This is a genomic window from Nocardia fodinahabitans, from assembly GCF_052983615.1.
In genome coordinates, this window is sequence record NZ_JBRJJC010000001.1 from 5,472,371 (window position 1) to 5,495,934 (window position 23,564).

General features: G+C 70.6%; 22 protein-coding genes and 1 pseudogene. 12 read left to right on the forward strand and 11 right to left on the reverse strand.

Annotation, left to right across the window (positions count from 1 at the left end; genetic code table 11):
* Positions 1-36 precede the first annotated feature (36 nt).
* From NV348_RS25730 to NV348_RS25775, 10 genes are all read right to left on the reverse strand, one after another.
* The gene (locus NV348_RS25730; RefSeq protein WP_447149142.1) at positions 37-771 is read right to left on the reverse strand and encodes an ESX secretion-associated protein EspG; all 735 of its coding nucleotides are present in this window, start codon (positions 769-771) and stop codon (positions 37-39) included.
* Between the two features lie 138 nt (positions 772-909).
* Positions 910-1,860, reverse strand: coding sequence for a D-isomer specific 2-hydroxyacid dehydrogenase family protein (locus tag NV348_RS25735; RefSeq protein WP_447149143.1), 951 nt, complete (start codon positions 1,858-1,860; stop codon positions 910-912).
* Between the two features lie 118 nt (positions 1,861-1,978).
* Complete coding sequence (ligD, locus tag NV348_RS25740) at positions 1,979-2,938, reverse strand: non-homologous end-joining DNA ligase (RefSeq protein WP_447149144.1); 960 nt, start codon at positions 2,936-2,938, stop codon at positions 1,979-1,981.
* 63 nt (positions 2,939-3,001) lie between these two features.
* On the reverse strand, positions 3,002-5,170 hold the full coding sequence (locus NV348_RS25745) for an MMPL family transporter (RefSeq protein ID WP_447149145.1): 2,169 nt from the start codon (positions 5,168-5,170) through the stop codon (positions 3,002-3,004).
* A 29-nt stretch (positions 5,171-5,199) separates the two neighbouring features.
* On the reverse strand, positions 5,200-5,643 hold the full coding sequence (locus NV348_RS25750; RefSeq protein WP_447149146.1) for an EXLDI protein: 444 nt from the start codon (positions 5,641-5,643) through the stop codon (positions 5,200-5,202).
* 214 nt (positions 5,644-5,857) lie between these two features.
* Positions 5,858-6,217 carry a hypothetical protein gene (locus NV348_RS25755; protein ID WP_447149147.1) on the reverse strand — a complete coding sequence of 120 codons (360 nt, stop codon included), beginning with the start codon at positions 6,215-6,217 and terminating at the stop codon, positions 5,858-5,860.
* Positions 6,218-6,311: 94 nt separating this feature from the next.
* Positions 6,312-7,412, reverse strand: coding sequence for a methyltransferase (locus tag NV348_RS25760; protein ID WP_447149148.1), 1,101 nt, complete (start codon positions 7,410-7,412; stop codon positions 6,312-6,314).
* 108 nt (positions 7,413-7,520) lie between these two features.
* Positions 7,521-9,644: a RecQ family ATP-dependent DNA helicase gene (locus NV348_RS25765; protein ID WP_447149149.1), complete on the reverse strand. Its 2,124-nt coding sequence runs from the start codon at positions 9,642-9,644 to the stop codon at positions 7,521-7,523.
* 153 nt (positions 9,645-9,797) lie between these two features.
* Entirely contained in the window at positions 9,798-11,009 is a 1,212-nt protein-coding gene (locus tag NV348_RS25770; RefSeq protein WP_447149150.1) for an RtcB family protein, read from the reverse strand.
* Between the two features lie 94 nt (positions 11,010-11,103).
* On the reverse strand, positions 11,104-11,979 hold the full coding sequence (locus NV348_RS25775; RefSeq protein WP_447149151.1) for a ribokinase: 876 nt from the start codon (positions 11,977-11,979) through the stop codon (positions 11,104-11,106).
* A gap of 177 nt (positions 11,980-12,156) precedes the next feature.
* On the opposite strand from NV348_RS25775, the gene NV348_RS25780 reads away from it, so the two are divergent.
* The 11 genes from NV348_RS25780 to lexA all read left to right on the forward strand — a co-directional run bounded on the left by NV348_RS25780 (position 12,157) and on the right by lexA (position 21,976).
* Entirely contained in the window at positions 12,157-13,422 is a 1,266-nt protein-coding gene (locus NV348_RS25780; protein ID WP_447149152.1) for a glutamate-5-semialdehyde dehydrogenase, read from the forward strand.
* Complete coding sequence (locus NV348_RS25785; protein ID WP_447149153.1) at positions 13,419-14,297, forward strand: AAA family ATPase; 879 nt, start codon at positions 13,419-13,421, stop codon at positions 14,295-14,297. Before NV348_RS25780 ends, NV348_RS25785 begins: the two co-directional genes overlap by 4 nt.
* A gap of 1 nt (position 14,298) precedes the next feature.
* Positions 14,299-15,690, forward strand: coding sequence for a vWA domain-containing protein (locus NV348_RS25790; RefSeq protein ID WP_447149154.1), 1,392 nt, complete (start codon positions 14,299-14,301; stop codon positions 15,688-15,690).
* Positions 15,691-15,701: 11 nt separating this feature from the next.
* Positions 15,702-16,043 (forward strand): MmcQ/YjbR family DNA-binding protein, encoded by a 342-nt coding sequence (locus NV348_RS25795; protein ID WP_447149155.1) that lies wholly within the window; start codon positions 15,702-15,704, stop codon positions 16,041-16,043.
* 152 nt (positions 16,044-16,195) lie between these two features.
* The gene (locus tag NV348_RS25800; RefSeq protein ID WP_447149156.1) at positions 16,196-17,185 is read left to right on the forward strand and encodes a hypothetical protein; all 990 of its coding nucleotides are present in this window, start codon (positions 16,196-16,198) and stop codon (positions 17,183-17,185) included.
* A gap of 11 nt (positions 17,186-17,196) precedes the next feature.
* Entirely contained in the window at positions 17,197-17,838 is a 642-nt protein-coding gene (nadD, locus tag NV348_RS25805) for a nicotinate-nucleotide adenylyltransferase (RefSeq protein WP_218721446.1), read from the forward strand.
* A 28-nt stretch (positions 17,839-17,866) separates the two neighbouring features.
* Entirely contained in the window at positions 17,867-18,280 is a 414-nt protein-coding gene (gene rsfS / locus NV348_RS25810) for a ribosome silencing factor (protein ID WP_447149157.1), read from the forward strand.
* Positions 18,277-18,936 (forward strand): histidine phosphatase family protein, encoded by a 660-nt coding sequence (locus NV348_RS25815; protein WP_447149158.1) that lies wholly within the window; start codon positions 18,277-18,279, stop codon positions 18,934-18,936. Before rsfS ends, NV348_RS25815 begins: the two co-directional genes overlap by 4 nt.
* A complete protein-coding gene (gene octT, locus NV348_RS25820; protein WP_447149159.1) occupies positions 18,926-20,398 on the forward strand; it encodes a diglucosylglycerate octanoyltransferase in 1,473 nt (490 codons plus the stop codon). Before NV348_RS25815 ends, octT begins: the two co-directional genes overlap by 11 nt.
* 3 nt (positions 20,399-20,401) lie before the next feature.
* Positions 20,402-21,244, forward strand: coding sequence for a DegV family protein (locus NV348_RS25825; protein ID WP_447149160.1), 843 nt, complete (start codon positions 20,402-20,404; stop codon positions 21,242-21,244).
* A 60-nt stretch (positions 21,245-21,304) separates the two neighbouring features.
* Positions 21,305-21,976 carry a transcriptional repressor LexA gene (gene lexA, locus NV348_RS25830; protein WP_447149161.1) on the forward strand — a complete coding sequence of 224 codons (672 nt, stop codon included), beginning with the start codon at positions 21,305-21,307 and terminating at the stop codon, positions 21,974-21,976.
* An 11-nt stretch (positions 21,977-21,987) separates the two neighbouring features.
* Here the strand turns inward: lexA and NV348_RS25835 are convergent.
* Positions 21,988-22,245, reverse strand: a pseudogene (locus tag NV348_RS25835) (DUF2332 family protein); the annotation flags it as partial.
* A gap of 323 nt (positions 22,246-22,568) precedes the next feature.
* On the opposite strand from NV348_RS25835, the gene NV348_RS25840 reads away from it, so the two are divergent.
* Positions 22,569-23,516, forward strand: a complete 948-nt coding sequence (locus tag NV348_RS25840) for a ComEA family DNA-binding protein (protein ID WP_447149162.1) — start codon at positions 22,569-22,571, stop codon at positions 23,514-23,516.
* Positions 23,517-23,564 lie beyond the last annotated feature (48 nt).

Here is a 23,564-nt window from a genome sequence, read left to right on the forward strand (position 1 = left end):
CGCGTCTCCCCTCCAGATCGTGCGTCGGCGTCCAGGCTAGCCGGACCTTCTGGTGTTGGAACTGTGCGCGGGAGCGAGCCTGCGCTGCAGCTGGGCGGCCAGCTGACCGCTCGCGGCGGGCACGACGTGCACCGTTTCTCCCGCGCGCAGCAGGTAGCGGCCGTCGCCCGCCACGTCGATCCAGCTGTAATGCACCGGTGGCGTCGGCGTGGCGCGGTCGAGCCCGGTTTCGATACGGATGTGCCCCTCGGCGGTGTGCCTACGGCGCAGCAGGCGCTGGATCCGGGGGACGGCGGGATGGGTCGCAACCACGGTCTCCTCGTCGCGCACGGCGTCGGCGGCGGCCTCGCGCGCCGGTTCGCGGCCGGGCGGGGTATCGGGCAGGCAGGCGGCGACGCGGGCGCCGATCCCGGCGGTGTGCCCGATCGAAACCCGCACCCGGCCACCGTAATCGGGTCGGGTGCCCGGTTCCTGGACGACGAGCACCGCGTGGTCGAAGACCGAGCAGGCGAGCAGCCGGATCTCGCTGCCGGGGGTGTGCGCGCCGCCGACGAGGGCGATCCTGGCGTGGGGCGCGGCGATGATCCGCAGACAGGCGGCGAGGTCGGGGTCGCCGCCGCCGGGTAGTCGGTGATCGAGCTCGGCGCGTAATCGGGCGGCTGCGTCCTCGGTGCGTGGCGATTCGAGCACACGGATCGGGAAGGGCATTCGGTCCTGACCGGATTCCCGCCACACGTGCGCGAATTCGTCAGCGCTGAAGGTCCATCCCATTGCCGATCCCATCCTTACCGAACCAGGACCAGGACAGCCTAACGGTCGTGCCCGATTCCGGCGCATCGTTCATCCGTCCGGATGGAAACTTCGGGTTGCGGGCGCCGCATGCCGTGACCCGGGTCGCGGCCGGATCGTTCAGTAGCCGCGTCGCGGTTCGACGATCGCCAGCAGCGGCGCGCCCGCCACGAACCGGGCGACATTCGCCGCGACATGATCGGCGAACGCCGCCAGGCGCAGCTGCGGTGGATTCGAATCGTGCGGGGTGATGATCGCGTTCGGCAGCGTCCACAGCGGATGGCCGTCCGGCAGCGGCTCCGGCTCGGTGACATCCAGACCCGCGCCGCCGATCACACCACCGGTCAGCGCGTCCACCAGCGCGTCGGTGTCGATCAGGCTGCCACGGGCCACATTGATCACCCACGACGAGGGCTTGAGCCTGGCCAGTTCGTCGGCGCCGACCAGATGCCGGGTCTGCGCCGTCGCCGGCGCCGCGATGACCACGTGGTCGGTGTGTGACCACACCCGGCTCAGCTGATCGGCGGGCAGCGTCTCCATCCCGTCGGGAATGCCTGCGCCGGTCACCGGCGTGCCCGACCGGTTCACCGCGATCACGTGCGCGCCCAGCGGACCCAGCATCGGGATCAGAGCCCGCCCGATCCCGCCCGCGCCGACGATGGTCACCGTCTTCCCGCGCAGCGATCCGACGTGCGGGAAGAACTCGCGCTGCTGCCACGAGGCCGCCCGCAGGTGCTCGGGCAGATAACGGACCCCGGCCAGCAGCAGCATCAGCGCGTGCTCGGCGACACTGTGTGAGAACGCGCCCGCCGCGGAGGTGAACAGCACCCCGGGGTGCGCGGCGAAGACTTCGGCGTCGAAGTAGTCCTCGATCCCCGCCGCGGGCAGCTGGACCCAGCGCACCGAGGACGGCAGCGTCGTGGGGAAGTCACCGGGTGTGCCGGTCCAGACCAGCGCCTCGGCATCGGCGAGCTCACCGACCTGGGCACCCGCGCCGACGATCGCCTTCTCGACCAGACGGGAGGCCTGCGGGTCCGGGCCGAGCGCGATCGTGGTCGCGGATTCCTGCACGAAAGTCCTCCTGGTTGCCCGGCCGCTCACGCCGCACGGTGCGGCCGAGCTGTGTCGGAATCCGATTCTTCCCTCTCGCGCGCGACGGTGCCGACCGGCCCCGGCTACCCGGGCGCGTTCACGGTTCGTCGAGGTCGACGGGCTCGTCGACGCCGTGCCGATCGGCCAGGTCGAGCAGGGGCGTGATGTCGAAGACCGCGGCGTCCATCTCGGCCTGGATGTCGCCGAGTTCGGCGTAGCGGGCCGGGACCGTCTGGATGGTGAAGTCGCGGGGGTGGATGTCGTCGATCTCGGTCCAGCGCACCGGGGTTGACACCGTCGCCGCGGGCACCCCACGCACCGAGTAGGCGGCGGCGATGGTGTGATCGCGCGCGTTCTGGTTGTAGTCGACGAACAGCTGGGCCGGATCGCGGTCCTTGCGCCACCAGGCGGTCGTCACGTCGGCGGGCGCGCGGCGCTCCACCTCCTGGGCGAAGGCCAGCGCCGCCCGCCGCACCTGTTTGAACCCGTGTTCGGGCGCGATCCGCACGTAGACGTGCAGGCCCGAGCCACCGGAGGTCTTGGGCCAGCCGACCGCCCCCAGTTCGTCGAGTACCTCGTGCACCACCCCGGCGACCCGCTGCACCCGCGACCACGGGCAGTCCGGCATGGGGTCGAGGTCGATGCGCCACTCGTCGGGTGACTCGGTGTCGCTCGCCCGCGAGTTCCAGGGGTGGAACTCCACGGTGGACATCTGCACCGCCCAGATCACGTCGGCGAGCTCGTGCACACAGAGTTCGTCGGCGTGCCTGCCGTAGCGCGGGAAGTACACGCGCACCGTCGAGATCCAGTCCGGCGCACCGCCGGGCAGCCGCTTCTGATGCACCTTGCCGCCGGGCAGGCCCTTGGGGAATCGGTGCAGCATGCACGGCCGGTCCCGCAGGGCGTTGACGATGCCGTCGCCCACACTCAGGTAATACCGCACCAGGTCGAGCTTGGTCGCGCCGAGCTCGGGGAAGTACACCCGGTCCGGATTGCTGACCCGCACCGTGTGCTCACCCACCGGTAGCTCGACCGCCGGTGTCGCAGACTTGGCCACACGCGCAACGATAGACGAGCAGGCCCGCTCCCGAGGGGGAGCGGACCTGCGGTGCGGGGTGTGTCAGCGGCGCTGCCGCGCGGGTGGCGTGTAGTAGCTCTCGGCGTAGGAGTACTCGGCCCAGCGGGGTGAGCGCTCCTCGTCGCTGTCGCCACCGTGGCCCGGCCACCAGGCCCGGCGACCCAGCAGCGCGGTGACCGCCGGGGTGAAGAACAGCGCCATCACGAAGGCCGCGATCGCGATGCCCACCGAGATGGCGAAGCCCATCTGCGACAGGGAGCTGTTGCCCGCCAGCATCATCGAGGCGAAGGTGCCCGCCAGGATGAGTCCGGCCGCGGCCACCGTCGGTCCGGTGTGGCGCACCGCCAGCGCCGCCGCCTCGCGCGGCGTGTGCCCCTCGCGGGATTCCTCCCGCAACCGGGCGACCATCAGGATGTTGTAGTCGGTGCCCAGGGCGACGACGAACAGGTACATGATCACCGGCAGCGTGAAGATCAGCCCGTGCTCACCCTGGATCTGCTGGAACACCAGCACCGTCGCGCCCAGGGTCGCGGCGAAGCCGAGGAACACCGAGGCCATCAGGTACCAGGGTGCGACGAGGCTGCGCAGCAGCAACGCCAGCACCAGCATGATCAGGATCGCGGCCACCGGGAACACGATCCGGTAGTCGTGGTTCATCGCGTCCTCGAAGTCGACGAACACCGCCGTCATGCCGCCGACCGCCGCCGTGGCGCCGGCCGGTGCCGCCTGGTGGGCGACCTCGCGCAGCGGGCCCGCCACCGTGTCGAGCGCGGCGTCGGATTCCGGCGCGTTCGCCAGCGTCACCTGGAAGTTCGCGATCGTCCCGTCCGCCGACAGCTGCGGCGCTCCGACCTGCCCGACACCGTCGACGCCGGTCAGCGCCGTGCGGTAGGTCGCGAGCTGGTCCTCGGCCAGCGGTGTGGTCGACTTCAGCAGCACGTCCGAGGGCTGGGTGGCGCCGGCGGGCATGCCCTTGAGCAGCTCGGTGGTGAACGCCACCGACTCCGAGGCATCGGTCGTCGCCCCCGAGTTCAGATCGAAGGTCGGATCGAACCCGAAGGCGAACACGCCCAGCGCCACCAGCACACCGCCGGAGGCGACGGCGAACACACCGGGCCGCCTGCCCATCGCCGCGCCGATCGCGCCGAACCGGGCGCCCTTGGGCTCGACCTGCCAGGCCTTCGACGGCCAGAACACCTTGGTGCCCAGCAGCGAGACGATCGCGGGCACCAGCGTGAGCCCGGCCAGCAGCGCCACCGCGACCGCGATCGCCAGTGCCGGTCCCAGCGCACGGAACATCCCGAGGCTCGACAGGGTCAGCGCCATGAACGCGATGATCACCGCGGCCGCCGCCGACGTGATGGCCTCGCCGACCCGGGCGACGGCGTTGACCATGGCCGTCTTCGGATCGTCGCCCGCCCGCAGCCGTTCCCGGTACCGGAACATCAGGAACAGGATGTAGTCGGTGCCGACGCCGAACAGCACCACCAGCAGGATCGAGTTCACCGAGGTATCGATCTCGAGGTCGAAGGCCTTGGCCGCCATGGCGATCAGGCCACCGACCGTGCTCGAGATGGCACCGATGGTGATCACCGGCAGCAGCGCGATGACCGGGCTGCGGAAGATGACCAGCAGCAACACCAGGATCAGCACGATCGTGGCGATGCCGATGATCGCCATGCCCTTCTCGCCCTGCTCGGTCTGGTCCAGGGTCTGCGCCGCGGTGCCGGTGATGCCTGCTTTCAGGCCGGTGTCCCGGACCTGATCCGTCAGCTGCTCGCGCAGACTCTGCACCGCCTCGCCCTGGGTCTTGTCCGCGGCGTCGGTCAGCTTGGTCATCTGCACCGCGATGACCTGGACCAGGCGATTCTCCGAGGGCGGTGTCACTTGAAGGCCGGTGACGCCCTTGATGTTCTGCGCCGTGAGCGCGGCCGCGGCGGCGGTGATCGTCGCCGAGTCGGCCTCGGTCAGCGGGCCGCCGTCCGCGCGGACCGCCACGACCAGCGCGGCGGGCGCGGCATTCTGCGGGAAGGCCTGCTCCTGCAGCTTCATCGCCTGGATCGACTCGTAATGCGAGGGCAGGAAGGCGGATTGGTCGGTCGTCGCGGTGAGCGCGGGCGCCGTGGACAGCACGGCGACGATCGCGATCACCCACAGCCCGATCACTTTCCACGGATGGTGGACGACGACGCGCCCCAGTCTGGCGAACATGATGGAGGTCCTTTCCGGGCCTGTGTGGGTCAGACGTCGAGGTCTTCGGTCTGCGGATGCAGCGCGCGGTCGGCGATCGTCTCGTGGACCTTCGGCGGCACCAGCTCACGCAGCGCGTCGAGCGAATCGACGACCTCGACGGTGAAATCGCCCCACTCCTGCTCGCCGACCATGGAGCGCCAGTTCTTCCAGTCCTTGGTCCAGTGCTCGGGGAACGCGTAGTCCGCCCACTCGGCGGTCTGGGTGTGCACCACGTAGTTGCCCTTGCGCGTGAGGTACACGCGCAGGGTGTCGACGCTCTTCCTGGTCACCTGGCGCGACTCGCCGACCTTACGCCCGGTGAAGCGCTGGAAGCGGCCGCCACCGGGGCCGACCTTGACGGTGACCGGGCCGAACCCGTCGGCGTCGGCCGCGGTGGTGCCGGGCTTGGTGGTGTCGACGAGGGCGGGCGTGGCGTGCGTTTCGGTGGTCATCGATCGCTCCATTTCAATATGTGCATGCGCATATGGGCATGGGTATTCGAGCGGCGAGCCCCTGTTCCGGCTCGTCGTCACTGGTCTGTGTGCAGTTGTGCGGCGACTGTGCGTCCCGTCCGACTCACTATAAGTAGATGTATACGTATAGGGCAAGGGGCAAAAAAAGTCCGCACGGATCGACTCCGTGCGGACCGCGGATCGGCGGCGCGAACTACAGCTCGTACACGCCGAACGCCCGGTTCTGGATGCACATCGGCATCACGTGGACCCGGTCGGTCCATTCGAATTTGGCTGCCGCCTCGACGGTTCCGCGCTCGTCCACGCACACGCTGGCGGTGCCCGGCATGGTCAGCGGGTTCAGCACGGCCAGCGGAATGCCGGCGTGGATGCCGCTGTAGAGGCCACCGCTGAAGCACAGCGGGGTGATCGCGATGCCACGCACCGCGCTCTCGCGGTCGGCGGCGGCCTGCGCGCCCGGCACGCCGGCGCAGTCGAGCGGGTTCTCGTTCGACGCCTGGGCGGGAACGGTCAAGAGGGTGAATCCGGCCGCACAGCCCGCGGCGACGGCCATCAGGGATCGAGCAAATGAGGTCCTGGTCATAGCCGCATTGAAACACTGGTGGTGGGTCGCACACACAATCGGCGGCGGCGTGTCGACCTGCCAGTCATCGAGGAACGGCCTCCAGCACGCAGTCCGGCGCCGCCGTCGCGACCGTGCGCACCAGCGTGAAGCCGCTGCGTGCCAGCAGCGCGCGGAACTCGGCCTCGGTGCGTTCGTGGCCGCCCTCGGTGTTCACCAGCATCTCCAGATCGATGAATTTCGCCGGGTGTGGCCGCTGATGATCCGGCAGCACCAGTTCGAGCAGCAGCAGCGTCGAGGTCGGCCGCATCGCGGCGCGGACGGTGCGCAGGATCTGCTCGGCTCGGGCCTCGGACCAGTCGTGCACGATGTGTTTGAGCAGGTAGGCGTCACCGCCCTGGGGGACTTCCTCGAAGAACGAGCCGCTCTCGACCGCGCACCGTTGCCCCAGGCCCGCCGCCTCGAGGTCGGCGGTCAGGTCGTCGACCACGTTCGGCAGGTCGAAGACGATGCCCTGGGCCGCCGGATACCGGCCGAGGATCTCGGTGAGCAGGCTGCCGCGGCCGCCGCCCACGTCGACCAGGGTGCCGAATCGGCTGAAGTCGTAGGCGGCGAGCAGCGGTTCGATCGCCAGCGTGCTCACGCTGGTCATCGCGTTGTCGAACAACTCGCCGACCTCACGGTTCGCCGCCGCGTATTCGAAGAAACTCGCCCCGTCCAGCGCCCGGCCGACGGCTTCGCCGGTGCGTACCGCGTCGGTCAGATGAGTCCAGTGGTTGCGATGGTACGGCGAGCCGAAGAACCGCGACATATCGCGCAGCGTCACGTCGGCGTCGCTGCGCAGCGCGTCACCCATCCGGGTGAGCGCGTAGGAGCCGTCGCGCCGCTGGGCGAACACGCCGTAACTCACCAGCAGGCGCATCAGTCTGCGCAGCCCGTCCTCGTCGACCTCGACCGCGCTCGCCAGCTTCGCCGCCGTGCGCGGGCCCTCGGCCAGCTCGTCGGCGATCCCGAGTTCGGCGGCGGTGCTGATGGCCTGGGACAGGAATCCGGCGATCTGGAACTCCAACAGCGCGATGTGGCCGGGAACCAGCTTCCGTTGCAGCGTGCCGAGCGCGTCCCGCAGCCGATCGATCGCGCGGAGCACGGGCAGCGGAGGGAGCTTCTTCGGTGCTGTGGACGTCATCGTGACTCCATCGTCGGCCGGTTGACCTGCACGTACGGACCGAGCTTACGGGAGTCGAGGTCTGCCGGGGAAGGGATTCCGCGGCCGGTCGGTCGGCTGCTGACGAGATCAGGTCGGCGTGGCCAGGGCGAACGGCAGGACCGCGTCGGCGCCGCTGGTGCGCAGGGCGTGGGCGGCGACGGTCATGGTCCAGCCGGTGTCGGTGAGGGCATCGACCAGCAGGATCGGGCCGTCGACGCCGGACAAGTCGGGGACCTCCCACGAGTCGAACAGTCCGGCGACGCGGTGCGCGGAGTTCGCCGCCGACACCGGCGGCCGATCCGGCCTGGTGTGCAGGGTGCCGAGGTTGTCCAGCCGGCCGACCTGCGCGAGCCGTGCGGCCAGACTCGTGGTGAGTTGCGGATAGCGCGGTGATTCCAGCGCCAGCACCGAGGTCGGGCGGGTGGCCCAGTTCCAGTCGCGCAGGACGGCGATGCACGCGTCGAAGACGGCGTCGGGCACCGGTGCGTCCGGTCCGTCGAGCAGGGCACGCAGCCGCTGACCCCAGCCGAGGTCGGTGAGCCTGCCCAGCACGCGGCCGGTCTCGGCGGCGCCGGTGATCTTGCCCGACAACGGGATTCCCAGTTTCGCCATGCCGGTCGGCCACTGCTTGCGCGGTGCCAGATCGAGGCCGGGCCGGTCCAGCCTGGCCCGGGTGGCGGCGACGGCCGCCGCGTCGACGGTGGTGTCGGGGCGGGCGCCGGTGCAGTTGTCGCAGCGTCCACAATCGGGGGTCGCGGCGTCGAGGGCGCCGAGGCCGGGGTCGTCGAGCTGACGGCGCAGGAAGATCATCCGGCAGGCGGTGGTCGCCTGGTAGTCGATCATCGCCTGCTGCTCGGTGTCGCGGGCGGCGGCCAGGCGTTCGTAGCGTTCGGTGTCGTAGGTCCACGGCTCGCCGGTGGACAGCCAGCCGCCGCGTACCCGGCGCACCGCGCCGTCCACGTCGAGCACCTTCAGCACCATCTCCAGGCGCGACCGGTTCAGCTCGACCAGCGGTTCCAGCGCCACCGTCGACATCGGCCGATCGGTATCCAGCGCCGCCAGCACCGCGCGCACGATGTGCTCGCGCGGGAACGCCACCGAGGCGAAGTAGCTCCAGATCCGCGCGTCCTCCGCGCCGGGCAGCAACACCACCTCGGCCCGATCGGTGCCGCGTCCCGCGCGCCCGACCTGCTGGTAGTAGGCGATGGGCGACGACGGCGCGCCCACGTGTACCACGAAGCCGAGGTCGGGTTTGTCGAAGCCCATGCCGAGCGCCGAGGTCGCGATCAGCGCCTTCACCTCGTTGTTCAGCAGCGCGCCCTCGAGCACCTCGCGTTCGGCCGGGTCGGTCTGGCCGGTGTAGGCGGCGACCGTGTGGCCGTGCGAATTCAGCACGTCGGCCAGGTCGTGCGCGGCGGCCACGGTGAGGCAGTAGATGATGCCCGAGCCGGGCAGCCGGTCCAGCTGGGCGCCCAGCCAGGCCGTGCGCTGCACCGCGTCGTCGAACCGCACCACCGACAGGTGCAGCGACTCGCGGTCCAGCGTGCCGCGCAACACCAGCGTGTCGGTGCCGATCTGCCCCGCCACATCGGTGACCACGCGATCGTTGGCCGTCGCGGTGGTCGCCAGCACCGGTACGTCCGACCCGAGATCGGCGATCAGCGTCCGGATCCGCCGGTAGTCGGGCCGGAAATCGTGCCCCCAGTCCGACACACAGTGCGCCTCGTCGATCACGACCAGCCCCGCGTCGGCGGCCAGCCGGGGCAGCACCTGATCACGAAAGTCCGGATTGTTCAACCGCTCCGGGCTCACCAGCAGGACGTCGACCGCGCCGTCGGCCACCCGCTGATGGATCTCGTCCCACTCGGTGACATTGCCCGAGTTGATCGTGTCCGCCACCACCCCGGCCCGCTCCGCGGCGGCCACCTGATTGCGCATCAACGCCAGCAACGGCGACACGATCACCGTCGGCCCCCGCCCCGCCCGCCGCAGCAACTTCGCCGCGATGAAATACACCGCCGACTTACCCCAGCCGGTCCGCTGCACCACCAGCGCCCGGCGTCGCTGCACCACCAGGGCCTCGATCGCGACCCACTGGTCCTCGCGCAGCCGCGCCTGCGGCCCGGCGAGCTCCCGCAACAACTCCTCGGCGCGTTCGCGCAGGTCGGGAGCCGTCAGATCGAGCACGTCATTGCCGGTCGCTGAGGTCATGGGCACCATGCTGCCCGACCCCACCGACAGACACGATCGGCAGTACGAGCTTTCCGCCTCTCCGCGATTCCGGCCGGAGCGAGGTGTCTGGGCGGCCGGCGGTGGTGCTGCTCGTCGGCGCGGGTGTGGCGGGCACCCTGCGCCGACGATGACTCAGCCCTTCACGCAGAGGACCTGACGCAGCGTCGCCACCACGTCGACCAGGTCGGCCTGCGCCGCGATCACCTCGTCGATGTCCTTGTACGCGGCCGGGATCTCGTCGACCACGCCCGCGTCCTTGCGCGATTCCACGCCCTCGGTCTGCGCGACCAGATCGGCGACGGTGAACTGCTTCTTGGCCGCGGTCCGGCTCAACCGCCGGCCCGCGCCGTGCGAGGCCGACTGGAACGAGGCCGGATTTCCCTTGCCCCGCACCACATACGACCGCGTCCCCATCGATCCGGGGATCAACGCGAGATCGCCTGCGCCCGCCCGCACCGCGCCCTTGCGGGTCACCAGCATCGGCACGCCGTCGACGACCTCCTCGGCCACATAGTTGTGGTGGCACGAGATCGGCTCGTCGAAACGCACTTCGCGATCGGCGAATTCGTCGCGCACCGCCCGGCATACCAGCGACAGCATCACCGCGCGGTTGCGCGCGGCGTACTCCTGCGCCCAGGTCAGATCACGCCGGTAGGAGTCCATCTCGGGCGTCCCGGCGAGGAACACCGCCAGGTCCCGATCCGGCAGCGACTGGTTGTGCGGCAGCGCCCGCGCCACCGCCATGTGCCGCTCGGCCAGCTCCTTGCCGATATTGCGCGACCCGGAGTGCAGCAGGATCCACACGGCGTCGTCCTCGTCGAGGCAGACCTCGATGAAGTGATTGCCGCCGCCGAGCGAGCCGATCTGCTTGTGCGCCTTGGACTCCAGTGACGACACCCCTGGATGCAGGTCACCGAACTCGCGCCAGAACCGGTCCCAGCCCTTCGTCCGCGCCGACCGGCCGTGCGAACCGGCATGCAGCGCACCGACGTTCACCGCCGCCTTGTGCGCGTTGAACCCCACCGGCACCGCCCGCTCGATCCGCGACCGCAGGGAACGCAGATCATCGGGCAGATCCGCGGCGGTCAGCCCGGTCTTGACGCTCTCCATCCCGCACCCGATATCGACCCCCACCGCGGCGGGCGCGACCGCGTCCCGCATGGCGATGACCGACCCCACCGTCGCGCCTTTGCCCAGGTGCACATCCGGCATCACGCGCAGTCCGTACACCCACTCCAGCTCGGCGATATTGCGGAGCTGGCGCAACGCGGACTGCTCGATCTCGTGCTCGTTGGCCCACATGAGCGTCTGCGCCCTGGTACCGCGCAGCTCGACGGGAAACATGGTTCGGTCCTTTCCTTGGTGTACTACCAACGGTAGGACCGCGGCCACGGCAGCGCACCTGAATATCGCCGGGCGCGGGCTGCGGCGAGACGGATCAGTCCGTCGTGAGCGCGCGTTCGATCCGGGCGCGGTCCGGAATCGAGGAGCTGGCGCCCAGGCGGGTGGTCGCCACGGCGCCGGCGGCATTGGCCCAGGTCACCGCGGGTAACGGTCCGGTCGCCCAGGTGGCGACGAGCGCGCCGGTGAAGGCGTCGCCCGCGCCGGTCGTGTCGACGACATCGACCGGGTGTCCGGCGACGGTGAACTCGACGCCCTCGGCTGATCGATACCGCGCACCGTCACCGCCGAGCGTGCGCACCACGTGCGGAATCCGGTCGAGGTCGGCCGAATACCGTCCGGACTCCAGCGCATTCACGATGGCCAGATCCACATCGGCCCACAGCTCCGCAGGCAACGGTTGTACCGGCGAGGGATTCAGCGCGACGATCGTGCCCGACGCCCTCGCGTGCCGGGCGGCCGCGGCGACGGTGTCGAGGGGAAACTCCAACTGGCACAGCAGGATATCGGCGGCCGCGATCGCCGCGCGTTCGTCCTCGGTCAGCTCGGTCACCCGGCTGTTCGCCCCGGCGACGACGATGATGCTGTTCTCGCCGGTCCCGTCGACCACGATCGTGGCGACTCCGCTCGGGCCCTCGGCGGTGCGCAGCAGAGAGGTATCGACCCCGGCGTCGGTCAAGGTGGCGCGCAGCGTGGTCGCGAACGCATCGTCGCCGACCGCGCCGAGGAACCGTACCCGCGCGCCCGACCGGGCCGCCGCGATCGCCTGGTTCGCGCCCTTGCCGCCGGGCACCGTCGCGAAGCCGGATCCGAGCACCGTCTCACCCGGCGCGGGCCTGCGCTGGGTGCTCGTGACCAGGTCCATGTTGATACTGCCGAGCACGACGACGGTCTGACCGGCGGAGCTGTCCATGGTGGCCAACCTAGTGGTGCCCGTACCGAGGTCGACGTCGTGCCGCCTATGACCTGTGGACAAGTCCCACGGCGTTGCGAAATCCTGTGGACAACTCGGTCCCGCCGCCGGTCGGAGCGGTATTCCGGGGTCCGGGTGGCGTCGAGGCGGACCGGCGGCCTGCGTACGCTGATACCCATGACGGTAGAAGTGACCCCCGAGCTCGACATCCGCGCAGCGGTGCACGACGCCGCCCGCAGGGCTCGCGTCGCGTCCCGTGTGCTGGCTCAGCTGACCACGGCGCAGAAGAACGAGGCCCTGCACGCGGCGGCCGACGCCCTGCTCGCCGCCGCCGACCGCGTGCTGGCGGCCAACGCCGCCGACATCGCGACCGCGCAGGCCGCAGGCACCGAGGAGAACCTGCTCGACCGCCTGCGGCTGACCGAGGACCGCATCGACGGCATCGCCGCCGGCCTGCGTCAGGTGGCCGGGCTGCCCGATCCGGTCGGCGTCGTCGTGCGCGGTTCCACCCTGCCCAACGGCCTCGAGATCCGCCAGACGCGGGTGCCGCTCGGCGTGGTCGGCATGGTCTACGAGGCGCGGCCCAACGTTACCGTCGACGCGTTCGGCCTCGCGCTCAAGTCGGGCAACGCGGCCCTGCTGCGTGGCTCCTCCTCGGCCGCGAACTCCAACGCTGCTCTCGTCGAGGTGCTGCGTGAAGCCCTTGTCGCCCAGAGCGTCCCGGCCGACGCGGTCCAGCTGCTGCCCAGCCACGACCGCTCCAGCGTCACCCACCTGATCCAGGCCCGCGGCCTGGTCGACGTGGTCATCCCGCGCGGTGGCGCCGGCTTGATCAACGCGGTCGTGCGCGACGCGCAGGTGCCGACCATCGAGACCGGCACCGGCAACTGCCACGTCTACGTGCACTCCGCCGCCGACCTGGACATGGCCGAGGCGATTCTGCTCAACGCCAAGACCCGCCGCCCCAGCGTCTGCAACGCCGCCGAGACCGTGCTCATCGACGCGGCGGTCGCCGAGACGGCGCTGCCGCGGCTGAGCAAGGCGCTCGAGGACGCCGGCGTCACCATCCACGGCGATCTGCCCGGCCAGGTGCCCGCCACGGATACCGACTGGGGCGAGGAGTACCTCACCCTCGACATCGCGCTGAAGGTCGTCGACGATCTCGACGCCGCCGTCGAGCACATCAACACGTGGGGCACCGGCCACACCGAGGCCATCGTCACCGCCGACCTGGCCGCCGCGCGCGCGTTCACCACGCGCGTCGACGCCGCCGCGGTGATGGTGAACGCGTCCACCGCGTTCACCGATGGCGAGCAGTTCGGTTTCGGCGCCGAGATCGGCATCTCCACCCAGAAGCTGCATGCCCGCGGCCCGATGGCACTGCCCGAACTCACCTCCACGAAGTGGATCGTGTGGGGCGACGGCCAGACTCGGCCGGTGTGATCGTGACACTGGTACAGGAACCGATCTTCACCTCGGTCGACGACGTCATCACCCGCCTGTCCGAGACCGGCTATCTGGCCGACAAGGCCACCGCCACCTCGGTCTTCCTGGCCGACCGGCTGGGCAAGCCGCTGCTCATCGAAGGTCCGGCCGGTGTCGGCAAGACCGAGCTGTCACGCGCGGTGGCCCAGGTCGCCGGCGCCGAACTGGTCCGGCTGCAGTGCTACGAGGGTGTCGACGAGGCCCGCGCGCTCTACGAGTGGAACCACGCCAAGCAGATCCTGCGGATCCAGGCGTCGAGCGAGAACGACTGGGCCGAAACCAAAGCCGACGTCTTCACCGAGGAATTCCTGCTCTCGCGCCCGCTGCTCACCGCCATCCGGCGCAGCGAGCCGACGGTGCTGCTGATCGACGAGACCGACAAGGCCGACGTCGAGATCGAGGGCCTGCTGCTGGAGGTGCTCAGCGATTTCGCGGTGACCGTGCCGGAGCTGGGCACCATCACCGCCACCCGCAAGCCGTTCGTGGTGCTCACCTCGAACGCCACCCGTGAGCTGTCGGAGGCGCTCAAGCGCCGCTGCCTGTACCTGCACCTGGACTTCCCGGACGAAGACCTGGAGCGTCGCATCCTGGCCAGCCGGGTGCCCGAGCTGTCGGAGTCGGTCGCCGAGCAGCTGGTGCGGATCGTGCACGTGCTGCGCGGGATGCAGCTCAAGAAGCTGCCGTCGGTGGCCGAATCGATCGACTGGGGCCAGACCCTGCTCGCCCTGGGCGCCGCAGACCTCGACGACGCCACTGTGCGCGCCACCCTCGGCGTGGTGCTCAAGCACCGCAGCGACCACCAGCGCGCGCTGGCCGAGCTGAAGCTGGCCTGAGATGACAGCGCCTGCCCAGCACGGACTCGGCGGGCACGTCGCCGGGTTCGTCGCGGCCCTGCGGGCTCGCGGTGTGCCGGTCGGCCCGTCGGAAACCGTCGACGCGGGCCGGGTGCTCACCGTGCTCGACCTCCTCGATCGCGAGTCCGTGCGCGAGGGGCTGGCGTGCGCGCTGCTGCGCCGCCCCACCCACCGCGCCACCTTCGACGGGCTGTTCGACCTGTGGTTCCCGGTCGCGGTGGGGGAGCGCACCACCGAGACACGCGACCTGCCACGCACGCCCGACGGTCAGATCGACCTGCCTGCCCTGCGCGAGCAGCTCGCCGAGCTGCTCGCCGCGGAGGATGCCGGTCAGCAGTTGGAGCTGCTGGCCGGGCAGGTCGTCGAACAGCTCGGCCAGTACCAGTCCGCACGCGGGCCGTCGTTCTCCGCTTACCAGGCGATGAAAGACCTCGCGCCACAGACCTTGCTGTCCCGGGTGCTGGCGGGGCTCGCGCTGCCGCCGGACGCCGGCGAACGCGACACCGAGGTGGCCCAGCGGATCGTCCGGGAGCGGATCGCCGGATTCCGGGCGAGTGTGGAAGCCGAGACCAACCGTCGCGTCGCCGAACAGATCGGGCGTGAACGCGTCGCCACCTACGGCGTCGCCCGCCAGGCCGAGGACGCCGACTTCCTGCGCGCCTCCGAACGCGAACTCGTCGAACTGCGCCGCGGCAGCCAGCGGCTGGCGCGCATCCTGGCGTCTCGCTTGGCCGTGCGGCGCAAGAAAGCCCGCCGCGGTGAGATCGACCTGCGCAAGACCCTGCGGGCCTCGATGTCGACCGGTGGCGTGCCGATCGATCTGGTGAATCGCAAGCCACGGCCCGGCCGCCCGGAACTGGTGCTGCTGTGCGACATCTCGGGGTCGGTGGCCGGCTTCAGCAACTTCACCATGCTGCTGGTGAGCGCGTTGCGCGAGCAGTTCTCGCGGGTCAGGATCTTCGCCTTCGTCGACCGCACCGACGAGGTCACCGGCTTCTTCGATCCCTACGCCGGCCTCGACAACGTGCTCACCAGGATCTTCACCGAGTCGCGGATCATCGACGCCGACGGGCACTCCGACTACGGCCAGGCCCTGACCACCTTCGCCGACAACTTCGGCGACGCCGTCACCAGCCGCAGCTCCCTGCTGGTCCTCGGCGACGGCCGCACCAACTACCGCAATCCGAAACTCGACATCCTGCGTCAGCTCGTCGACACCGCCCGGCACGCGCACTGGCTGAACCCGGAGCCGCGGAACCTGTGGGGCACCGGCGATTCGGCGGCCCGCGACTACGGCGAGGTGATCGAGATGCACGAATGCCGGTCGGCCCGGCAGCTGACCGATGTGGTCTCCCGGTTGCTGCCCGTGTGAAGGAGCTGGTGATGAGCGAGGATCTGCTGACCTACTGCCTGGCCAAACCCGGTGCCTGGCAGGACGAACCGTGGGAGGGCGACGTCGTCGCCAAGGTCGGCGACAAGATCTTCGCCTTCCTCGGTGACGGCGGCTCGATCGGCCTCAAATGCGGCCGTGACCGCGCCGAAGCCGACGAACTGGTGCACGTCTATCCCGACGATGTCACCGCCTCGGCCTACATCGGCCGCTACGGCTGGAACAGCGTCACCGTCGGCGGCGCCGTCCCACCCGACGAACTGCGCGAGCTGATCGATGCCTCCTACGACGCGATCGTGGCCAAACTGCCGAAATCCAAGCGCCCCACGGTCTGATCGTTTCAGCGGACGTTAAGCCGCTTACAGGCGCCACCCACCAAGATCACCGCCATGCTGGCAGGGGCGTCGCGCGACGACGAGCGGTTCGGTCGACGGGCGTCGGCCGACACGGTGATACGAGTGGTGGCACGGCGGGCGCGGTCGACCCGGTGACCGACCCGCTCGCGAACGACGGCGCCGGGGCCGTCCCGTCGCCGTGCGCGGCACCCGAGAGCACCGTCCCGTCCGGGGAGATCGTGCGTCCCGAGCACCTGCGTCCGGGCGCGGGGGCACGGGCCGCGCGGCGGCTGGCCGCACTCGCGGCGACCCGGCTGGCCGACGCACCCGCCGCCGCGGAGGAACAGCTGCGCCGTGCCCTGGTCGTCGGCTGCGGCGAGCTCGACGGGCGCGAACTCGCCGAGCTACGCACCCGCCTGGTCACCGCCGTCGCCGCCCAACCGCGCCGGGATCGAGACCTGGCCAGGGCGGCGGCAGCCGCCGCGGCGTGCTGGCACCCGATCTCGCCTGCCGACGCGGCACACCTGTGGGTGGTCGCCGGCCGGGCTTGGGCGCGGGCGGGCAGGCATGCCGAGGCGGTCACCGCCTTCGACCGGCCCCTGCTCACCGGCGCCATCGCCTATCCGCCCGGTGAGCTCGCGCTGGTCCGCGCCGAGTTCGCCGAGTCGCTGCTGCGGCTCGGCCGCTACCGGCAGGCCGCCTGGCAGTTCACCGAGGCGGCCCGGCTGCTCGCGAGCTCGCCCACCCAACGGCACCGGCACGCCGACCTGGTGTGGTCGGCCGCCGTCGCCCGCGAGTGCTGCGGGCAGGAGTCCGCGGCGCTGGGCGGCTACCTGCGCGCCGCCGGCCTATGGGGTGAGCTGGACAAGATCGTGCCGCGGGCCCGCTGTCTGCGCGCGGCGGCCTGGCTGCAGTTGCGCGGCCCGGCGGGCCGGACGCGCGGTCCGTGGTGGGTCACGATCGACGTGCTGATGGCCGAATTGAATCTGCGGCTCGCCGCCGAGCCCGCCGCGCACATCGCCGACGAGCTCGATCGCACCCGCGCCCAGTTCGCCCAGATGTGCGCGCAGGCGTCGGGCCCGAACGACCGCCCGGCCGCTCGGGGGCGGTCCGGTCCGGTCGAGTGGTGGCAACCCCGTTAAGCTCGGACCTCATGCACGAGACAGCTCGGCCGCGCCGCAAGCTCGGCGTCATGGGCGGCACGTTCGACCCGATTCACCACGGTCACCTGGTCGCGGCCAGCGAGGTCGCGAACCGGTTCGAGCTCGACGAGGTCATCTTCGTTCCCACCGGTCAGCCGTGGCAGAAGGTGAACAAGCAGGTCAGTCCCGCCGAGGACCGCTACCTGATGACCGTCATCGCCACCGCGTCCAACCCGAGGTTCTCGGTCAGCCGGGCGGATATCGAACGCAACAAGGTCACCTACACGGTGGACACCCTGCGCGAGATGCAGAACGCCCATCCCGACGCGGAGCTGTACTTCATCACCGGTGCGGACGCGCTGGCCAACATCCTGACATGGCAGGATTGGACCGAACTGTTCGAACTGGCGAAGTTCGTCGGGGTGAGCCGTCCGGGGTACGAGCTGAACACCGACCATCTCGAGGAGCATCTGCGGGACCTGCCCGCCGATGCCGTCACGATGATCGAGATCCCCGCGCTGGCCATCTCGTCGAGCGAGTGCCGCCGCCGCGCTGCGGAGGGTCGGCCGGTCTGGTACCTCGTCCCCGACGGCGTGGTGCAGTACATATCGAAGCGGCACCTGTATGTGCCCGCAGGAACGGAAGGTAGCTGACGTTGAGCCACACGAGCGAGGTGCAGTCGTGACTGCCACTGCCGAAGCGGTCGAAATGGCCAAGGTCGCCGCACTGGCGGCCGACGACAAACTCGCCACCGACGTCGTCGTCCTCGACGTCTCCGAGCAGCTGGTGATCACCGACTGCTTCGTGATCGCCTCGGCGCCCAACGAGCGTCAGGTCAACGCGATCGTCGACAACGTCGAGGAGAAGCTGCGCGAAGCCGGGCACAAGCCGGTCCGTCGCGAGGGCACCCGCGAGGGTCGCTGGGCGCTGCTCGACTACGTCGACATCGTCGTGCACATCCAGCACAACGACGAGCGCAATTTCTATGCGCTGGAGCGGTTGTGGCGTGACTGCCCGACCGTGGCCGTCGAGGGCATCGCCGCACCGGCGACACCCGCCGCCGCCGACGCACAGGTAGAGGGCGACACCGAGTGAGCAAGTACGCCCATGTGCGCACGCTGATCCTGCTGCGGCACGGGCAGACCGAATGGAACGCCGCCGACCGGATGCAGGGCCAGATCGATACCGATCTCACCGACCTCGGCAGGCAGCAGGCCAAAGAGGCTGCACGGGAACTGGTGTCCCGCAACGCGATCGCGGTCCACGCCTCCGATCTGCGTCGTGCCAAGGAGACCGCGCAGGCGCTCGGTGACATCAGCAATCTGCCGGTCATCGCCGATCAGCGGCTGCGCGAGACCCACCTGGGCGACTGGGAGGGCCTGACCCATCTCGAGGTCGACGCCGACTACCCCGGCGCGCGCGTGCAGTGGCGGCTCGACGCCACCTACACACCGCCCGGCGGCGAGAGCAAACTCGAGGTCGGCGCCCGCGCCCTGCCCGTGGTTCGCGAACTGTACAAGGACCGGCAGGATTGGCCGGGCCGGACTATCATCCTGGTTGCGCACGGCGGGCTGATCGCTGCCCTCACGGCCGCGTTGCTGGAACTGCCTCCGGAGAACTGGCCCGCCCTCGGCGGGCTGGCCAATACGAGCTGGGTGCAGCTGTCCAGCCACGGGCCGGACATCGACCGACCCGGCTGGCGCCTCGATGTTTGGAACGCAGCGGCGAAGGTAGCTCCCGATGTCCTCTGAAGAGCCCGTCCGATCGGTACCGGACGAACTGTTCCAGCAGGTGACGGCCAAGCCCGGACGGCAATTGCCGGACGCGCTGTTCGGCCCGCCACCCGCTGAGCCCGCACGCCCTGAGCGTGAGGAGCCCATCCGTTCGGTACCGGACGAACTCTTCAAGCAGGTCACCGCGCGCAGCGAGCGCTCGCTGCCCGATGCGCTGTTCGGCCCGCCGTCGGCGCCGGTAGCCGCCGAGCCCGAGCAGATCGACACCGCGGCAGGCGATGCGGTGGCGACGGGCGGCTCGTCGGACGATGCAGACGCCGAGCCTGCCACAGCGGGCGAGGCTGCCGAGGCCGAGGTTGTCGCGGATTCCGCCACGTCCGACGCCGAACCGGCTGCCGCGCAGTCGGATACCACCGAGTCGGCGGCCGACACGGACGTGCTCGAGGGGACAAACCTTGCCGCGAGCGCCGACGAGGTCGCGGTTGCCGCTGATTCGGTGGCGGAGCCCGCTGCCGCGCTTGGCCTCCAGTCGGCAAGTGCGGCAGATGATTCCGCTTCGTCGGTCGATGACGACACGTCGGTGGATGACGAGCCTGCGGCGGATGCGGTCGCGACGGTGTCGGCCGATGCCGTCACCGTGGCCGCTACGGTCACCGAGGTGCCCGCTCCGGCCGCCGAGCCCGCTGTCGCGCAGGGTGAATCGCTCGGCGAGGCTGCCGCGGAGGTGGTGCTCGTCGAGGAAGCCACCGCGCCCCGGCCGGTGGAGTCCGCCGCGCCGCGTCCCGTGCTGCTGGTGATCGCCGACTCGCTCGCCTACTACGGTCCCAAGGGCGGCCTGCCCGCCGACGATCCCCGGATCTGGCCGAATATGGTGGCCGCCGAACTGGATTGGGACGTCGAGCTGATCGCCCGGATCGGCTGGACTTGCCGAGACGCCTACTGGGCACTGATCGGCGACCCGCGGGTGTGGGCCGCCGTGCCACGGGCGGGTGCCGTCGTGTTCGCCGTCGGTGGCATGGACACGCTGCCCTCGCCGCTGCCGACCGCCCTGCGCGAGCTGATCCGCTACATCCGTCCGCCCAAGCTGCGTCGTGGCGTGCGTGCCTCGTACAACTGGCTGCAGCCGAAGCTGTCGAAACTCGGTCGGCCCGTGGCGCTTCCGCCGAGGGTGAGTGTCGACTACCTCGAGCAGTCGCGCGAGGCGCTGAATCACCTGCGCCCCGAGCTGCCCGTGGTCGCGGTGCTGCCGTCGGTGCACAAGTGCGATGCCTACGGCCGGGTGCATCGGGGCCGGGCGCGCGCGGTCAAGGCGCTGCAGGCATGGTCGGGCCGGACCTCGGTGCCACTGGTCGACCTCGGCGAAGCCGTGCGCGACAACATCGAGTCGGGCGAGGCGAACCCGGACGGCATCCACTGGGGCTGGGCCGGGCACGCGGCGGTGGCGACGGCGATGACCAAGGCGCTGCAGGAGGTCCGGTAGTCCGTGACCGTTGTGGTGGTCACCGATTCGGCGGCCGGGCTGTCGGCCGACGTCGTCGGCGAGCTCGGTATCGAAGTGGTCCCGTTGCACGTGCTCGTCGGCGACCGGGAGATCCGGGAGGGTGTCGACCCCGTCGAGATCGATTACTCGACGGATGCGGTCACCACCTCGGCCGCCTCGCCGGGCGAGCTGCGCGAAGTCTACGAACGGGCGCTGCGCCGCAGTGACGGCGACGGTGTCGTCGCCGTGCATCTGTCGCGCACGCTGTCGGCGACCTGGGAGTCGGGCAGGCAGGCCGTCCGCGACATGGGCGCCGAAGACCGCGTCCGCCTGGTGGATTCGCTGGGTGCGGGCTTGGCGACCGGTCTGCCCGTGCTCGCGGCCGCACGCCGCGCTCGGGCAGGCGAGGCGCTGGACGCGGTCTACGAACGCGCGGTGACGGCCGCCGCGCGCGCCCGTACGTTCATCCTGGTCAACCGCACCGAGCAGCTGCGCAAGGGTGGCAGGCTGAGCAGCGCCGCCGCGTTCTTCGGCAGCGAACTGGTGACGAAGCCGCTGCTGCAGCTGGTCGAGGGCAAGCTGGAACTGCGCGAGAAGGTGCGGACGCGGTCGCGCGCCTACACCAAGCTGGTCGCGGCCGCGGTGGAGGCGGCCGGGCGCGACGGTGCCGCCCTCGCGGTCCAGCACCTGGGCGCCGCCGATGCCGCCGAGACCATCGCGGCCCAGCTGCGTGAACAGGTGCCGGAGGTCGAGGAGCTGTACGTCGGCGAGTTCGGTCCCACCCTCGGTGTCCATCTCGGCGTCGGCGCGCTCGGTGTGCTCGTCGTGCCCGGTGGGTGTTCCTGACCGGCGCCGATTTCCGGGGCTGAAGGGCGCGCCGGGAGGCTGAGCCGACGGTCCGGCCCGATGGGCCTCTACGATGCCCCGGTGACCGGATACGACGACTTCGACTTCCCCGACACCGCGCACCTGCCGCCCCGCAGGCAACACATCCTCGCCGTGATCCGGGATTCGGTGCTCGCGCACGGCTTCGCGCCGAGCGCGCGGGAGATCGCCGACGCGGTCGGTCTGCGGTCCACCTCCACGGTCTCCCAGCACCTGAAAGCGTTGGAGGAGGACGGTTTCCTGCGGCGTGGCACCGGGATGGCGCGCCAAATCGATGTGCGCCTGTTTCTGCGCGATACACCGGCCGCCCGCTCCGATGCCTCGGTGACCGTGCCGGTGGTCGGCGACATCGCCGCCGGCACGCCGATCCTGGCCGAGCAGCACGCCGACGACGTACTGACGCTGCCGCGCGAACTGGTGGGTCGCGGTGAGGTTTTCGGGCTCCGGGTGCGCGGTGACTCCATGATCGACGCCGCGATCTGTGACGGCGATCTGGTTGTCGTGCGCAGCCAGCGTGAGGCGAACAACGGTGACATCGTCGCCGCCATGATCGGTGAGGAGGCCACCGTCAAGGTGTATCGCCGGCGCAACGGCCACGTCCTGCTCGAACCACGTAACCCCGCCTACTCGGTCATCGACGGCGACGAAGCCGTGATCCTGGGCCGGGTGGTCTCGGTGATGCGCCGCGTCTGACGCCGTCCCCGCTACGCCGGGCCGAACCAGTCCAGGTACTGACCGTGCGGCCCGGCGTAGGCGACCGGCTCGCCGTCGACCGCCAGCACCATCCGCGCCGAGCCCGAATCCCGTTCGGGCAGCCGGCCGGTGAACTCGGCGATCACGCCGGTGCCCTCCTGCGACACCCAGTGGCAGGGCAGCGCACGCACCGACGCGATGAACTCCTCGCGGGCGCGCTCCGCGAGGTAGGTGAGCACAGCGCTGTGGAGAACGACCACCGTGCTGTCGCCGGGCGCCGTCCGGTGGCAGCTCGGCGATCAGCGCCAGCACCGCTGGATCCGCGGCGATGTCGATCGCACGCCGGTGGTACAGCGGGGAATTGCCGCTCACCTCGCGGTGCGCGAAGTCGCGGAATCGTAGTGCCAGGTCCATGGATCCATCCGTACGCGGTCTCGGCCATGTGCGCACCGTATTCGCTCGGTCGGCGCGGGTCCGGTCTCGACGGCCGTGGGACCGCGAGTTGTCCACAGGCTCGGGGTTGTCCACAGGCCTGCTCGAGGCCCAGGTCGGCGCCGGTTTCCCGCGGTCGCCGGGTCGTAGCGTCGATGCCATGTCACGACACGACGAACACGAGCGGGTACGGCAACGGCTGGGCGGGCTGGCGCTGCGCGACAAACCCGGGTCCAGCGGCTCGCTGCGCGGTGAGCCGGACCCGGCACGTCCGCGCCGCGCCACCGAAGGACGCTGGGACGAGGAGGAACTCGGCTCGACGGGGGAGGTGCGTTCGCCGGGCTGGCTCGACGTCGGCGCCGACTCCGGTGGTCTGCGCCGACTCGTCCCGGAACGATTCCGGCAGGCGCGGGTCGATCCAGGCCGCCGGGGCGCGCTCGTCCTCGGCTCGGTGGGCCTGGCAGCTGTTCTCTGCACCGGAGTGCTGGTCCTCCGTGATCAGCCCACGCCACAGGCGTTGCCACCGGTACCTGTCGTTCGCGCGGAGAGCGCGGGCGCCCACTCGGAGCCGAGTGCCGGCATGGCCGCGGTGGCCGGCGCGATGCCGAGCCCGTCGGCGGAAGTTGTTGTCAGCGTGGTCGGTCTGGTCGAACGGCCAGGCCTGCACCACCTGCCGGGTGGTACGCGCGTCGCCGACGCCATCGAGCGGGCGGGCGGCGCCACCGACGGCGCTGATCTCGCAGGTCTGAACCTGGCCCAGCGCCTGACCGACGGCGACCAGGTCGTCGTCGGCACGACCGGCCCACAATCGGGACCTCCACGCCTGGGCAGCGTCATGATCGGTGCCGCCGACCGTGCCCCCACGGCGGGCCACAGCGCCACCAGCGCACCGACCCCGAACGCCAACGCCCCGACCGCGCGCATCAACCTGAACACAGCGACGGAAGCCGAACTCGACGCCCTCCCCGGAGTCGGCCCGGTCACCGCCAAAGCCATCCTCGCCTGGCGCACCACCAACGGCCGCTTCACCGACGTCACCCAACTCGGCGAAGTAGACGGCATCGGCCCCGCCCGCCTGTCCCGCCTCCGCGACTTGGTGACGACATGACCGAACCGATCCACCTCTCGTCGGTGCTCGGGCGGGGTGGGGTGTGCC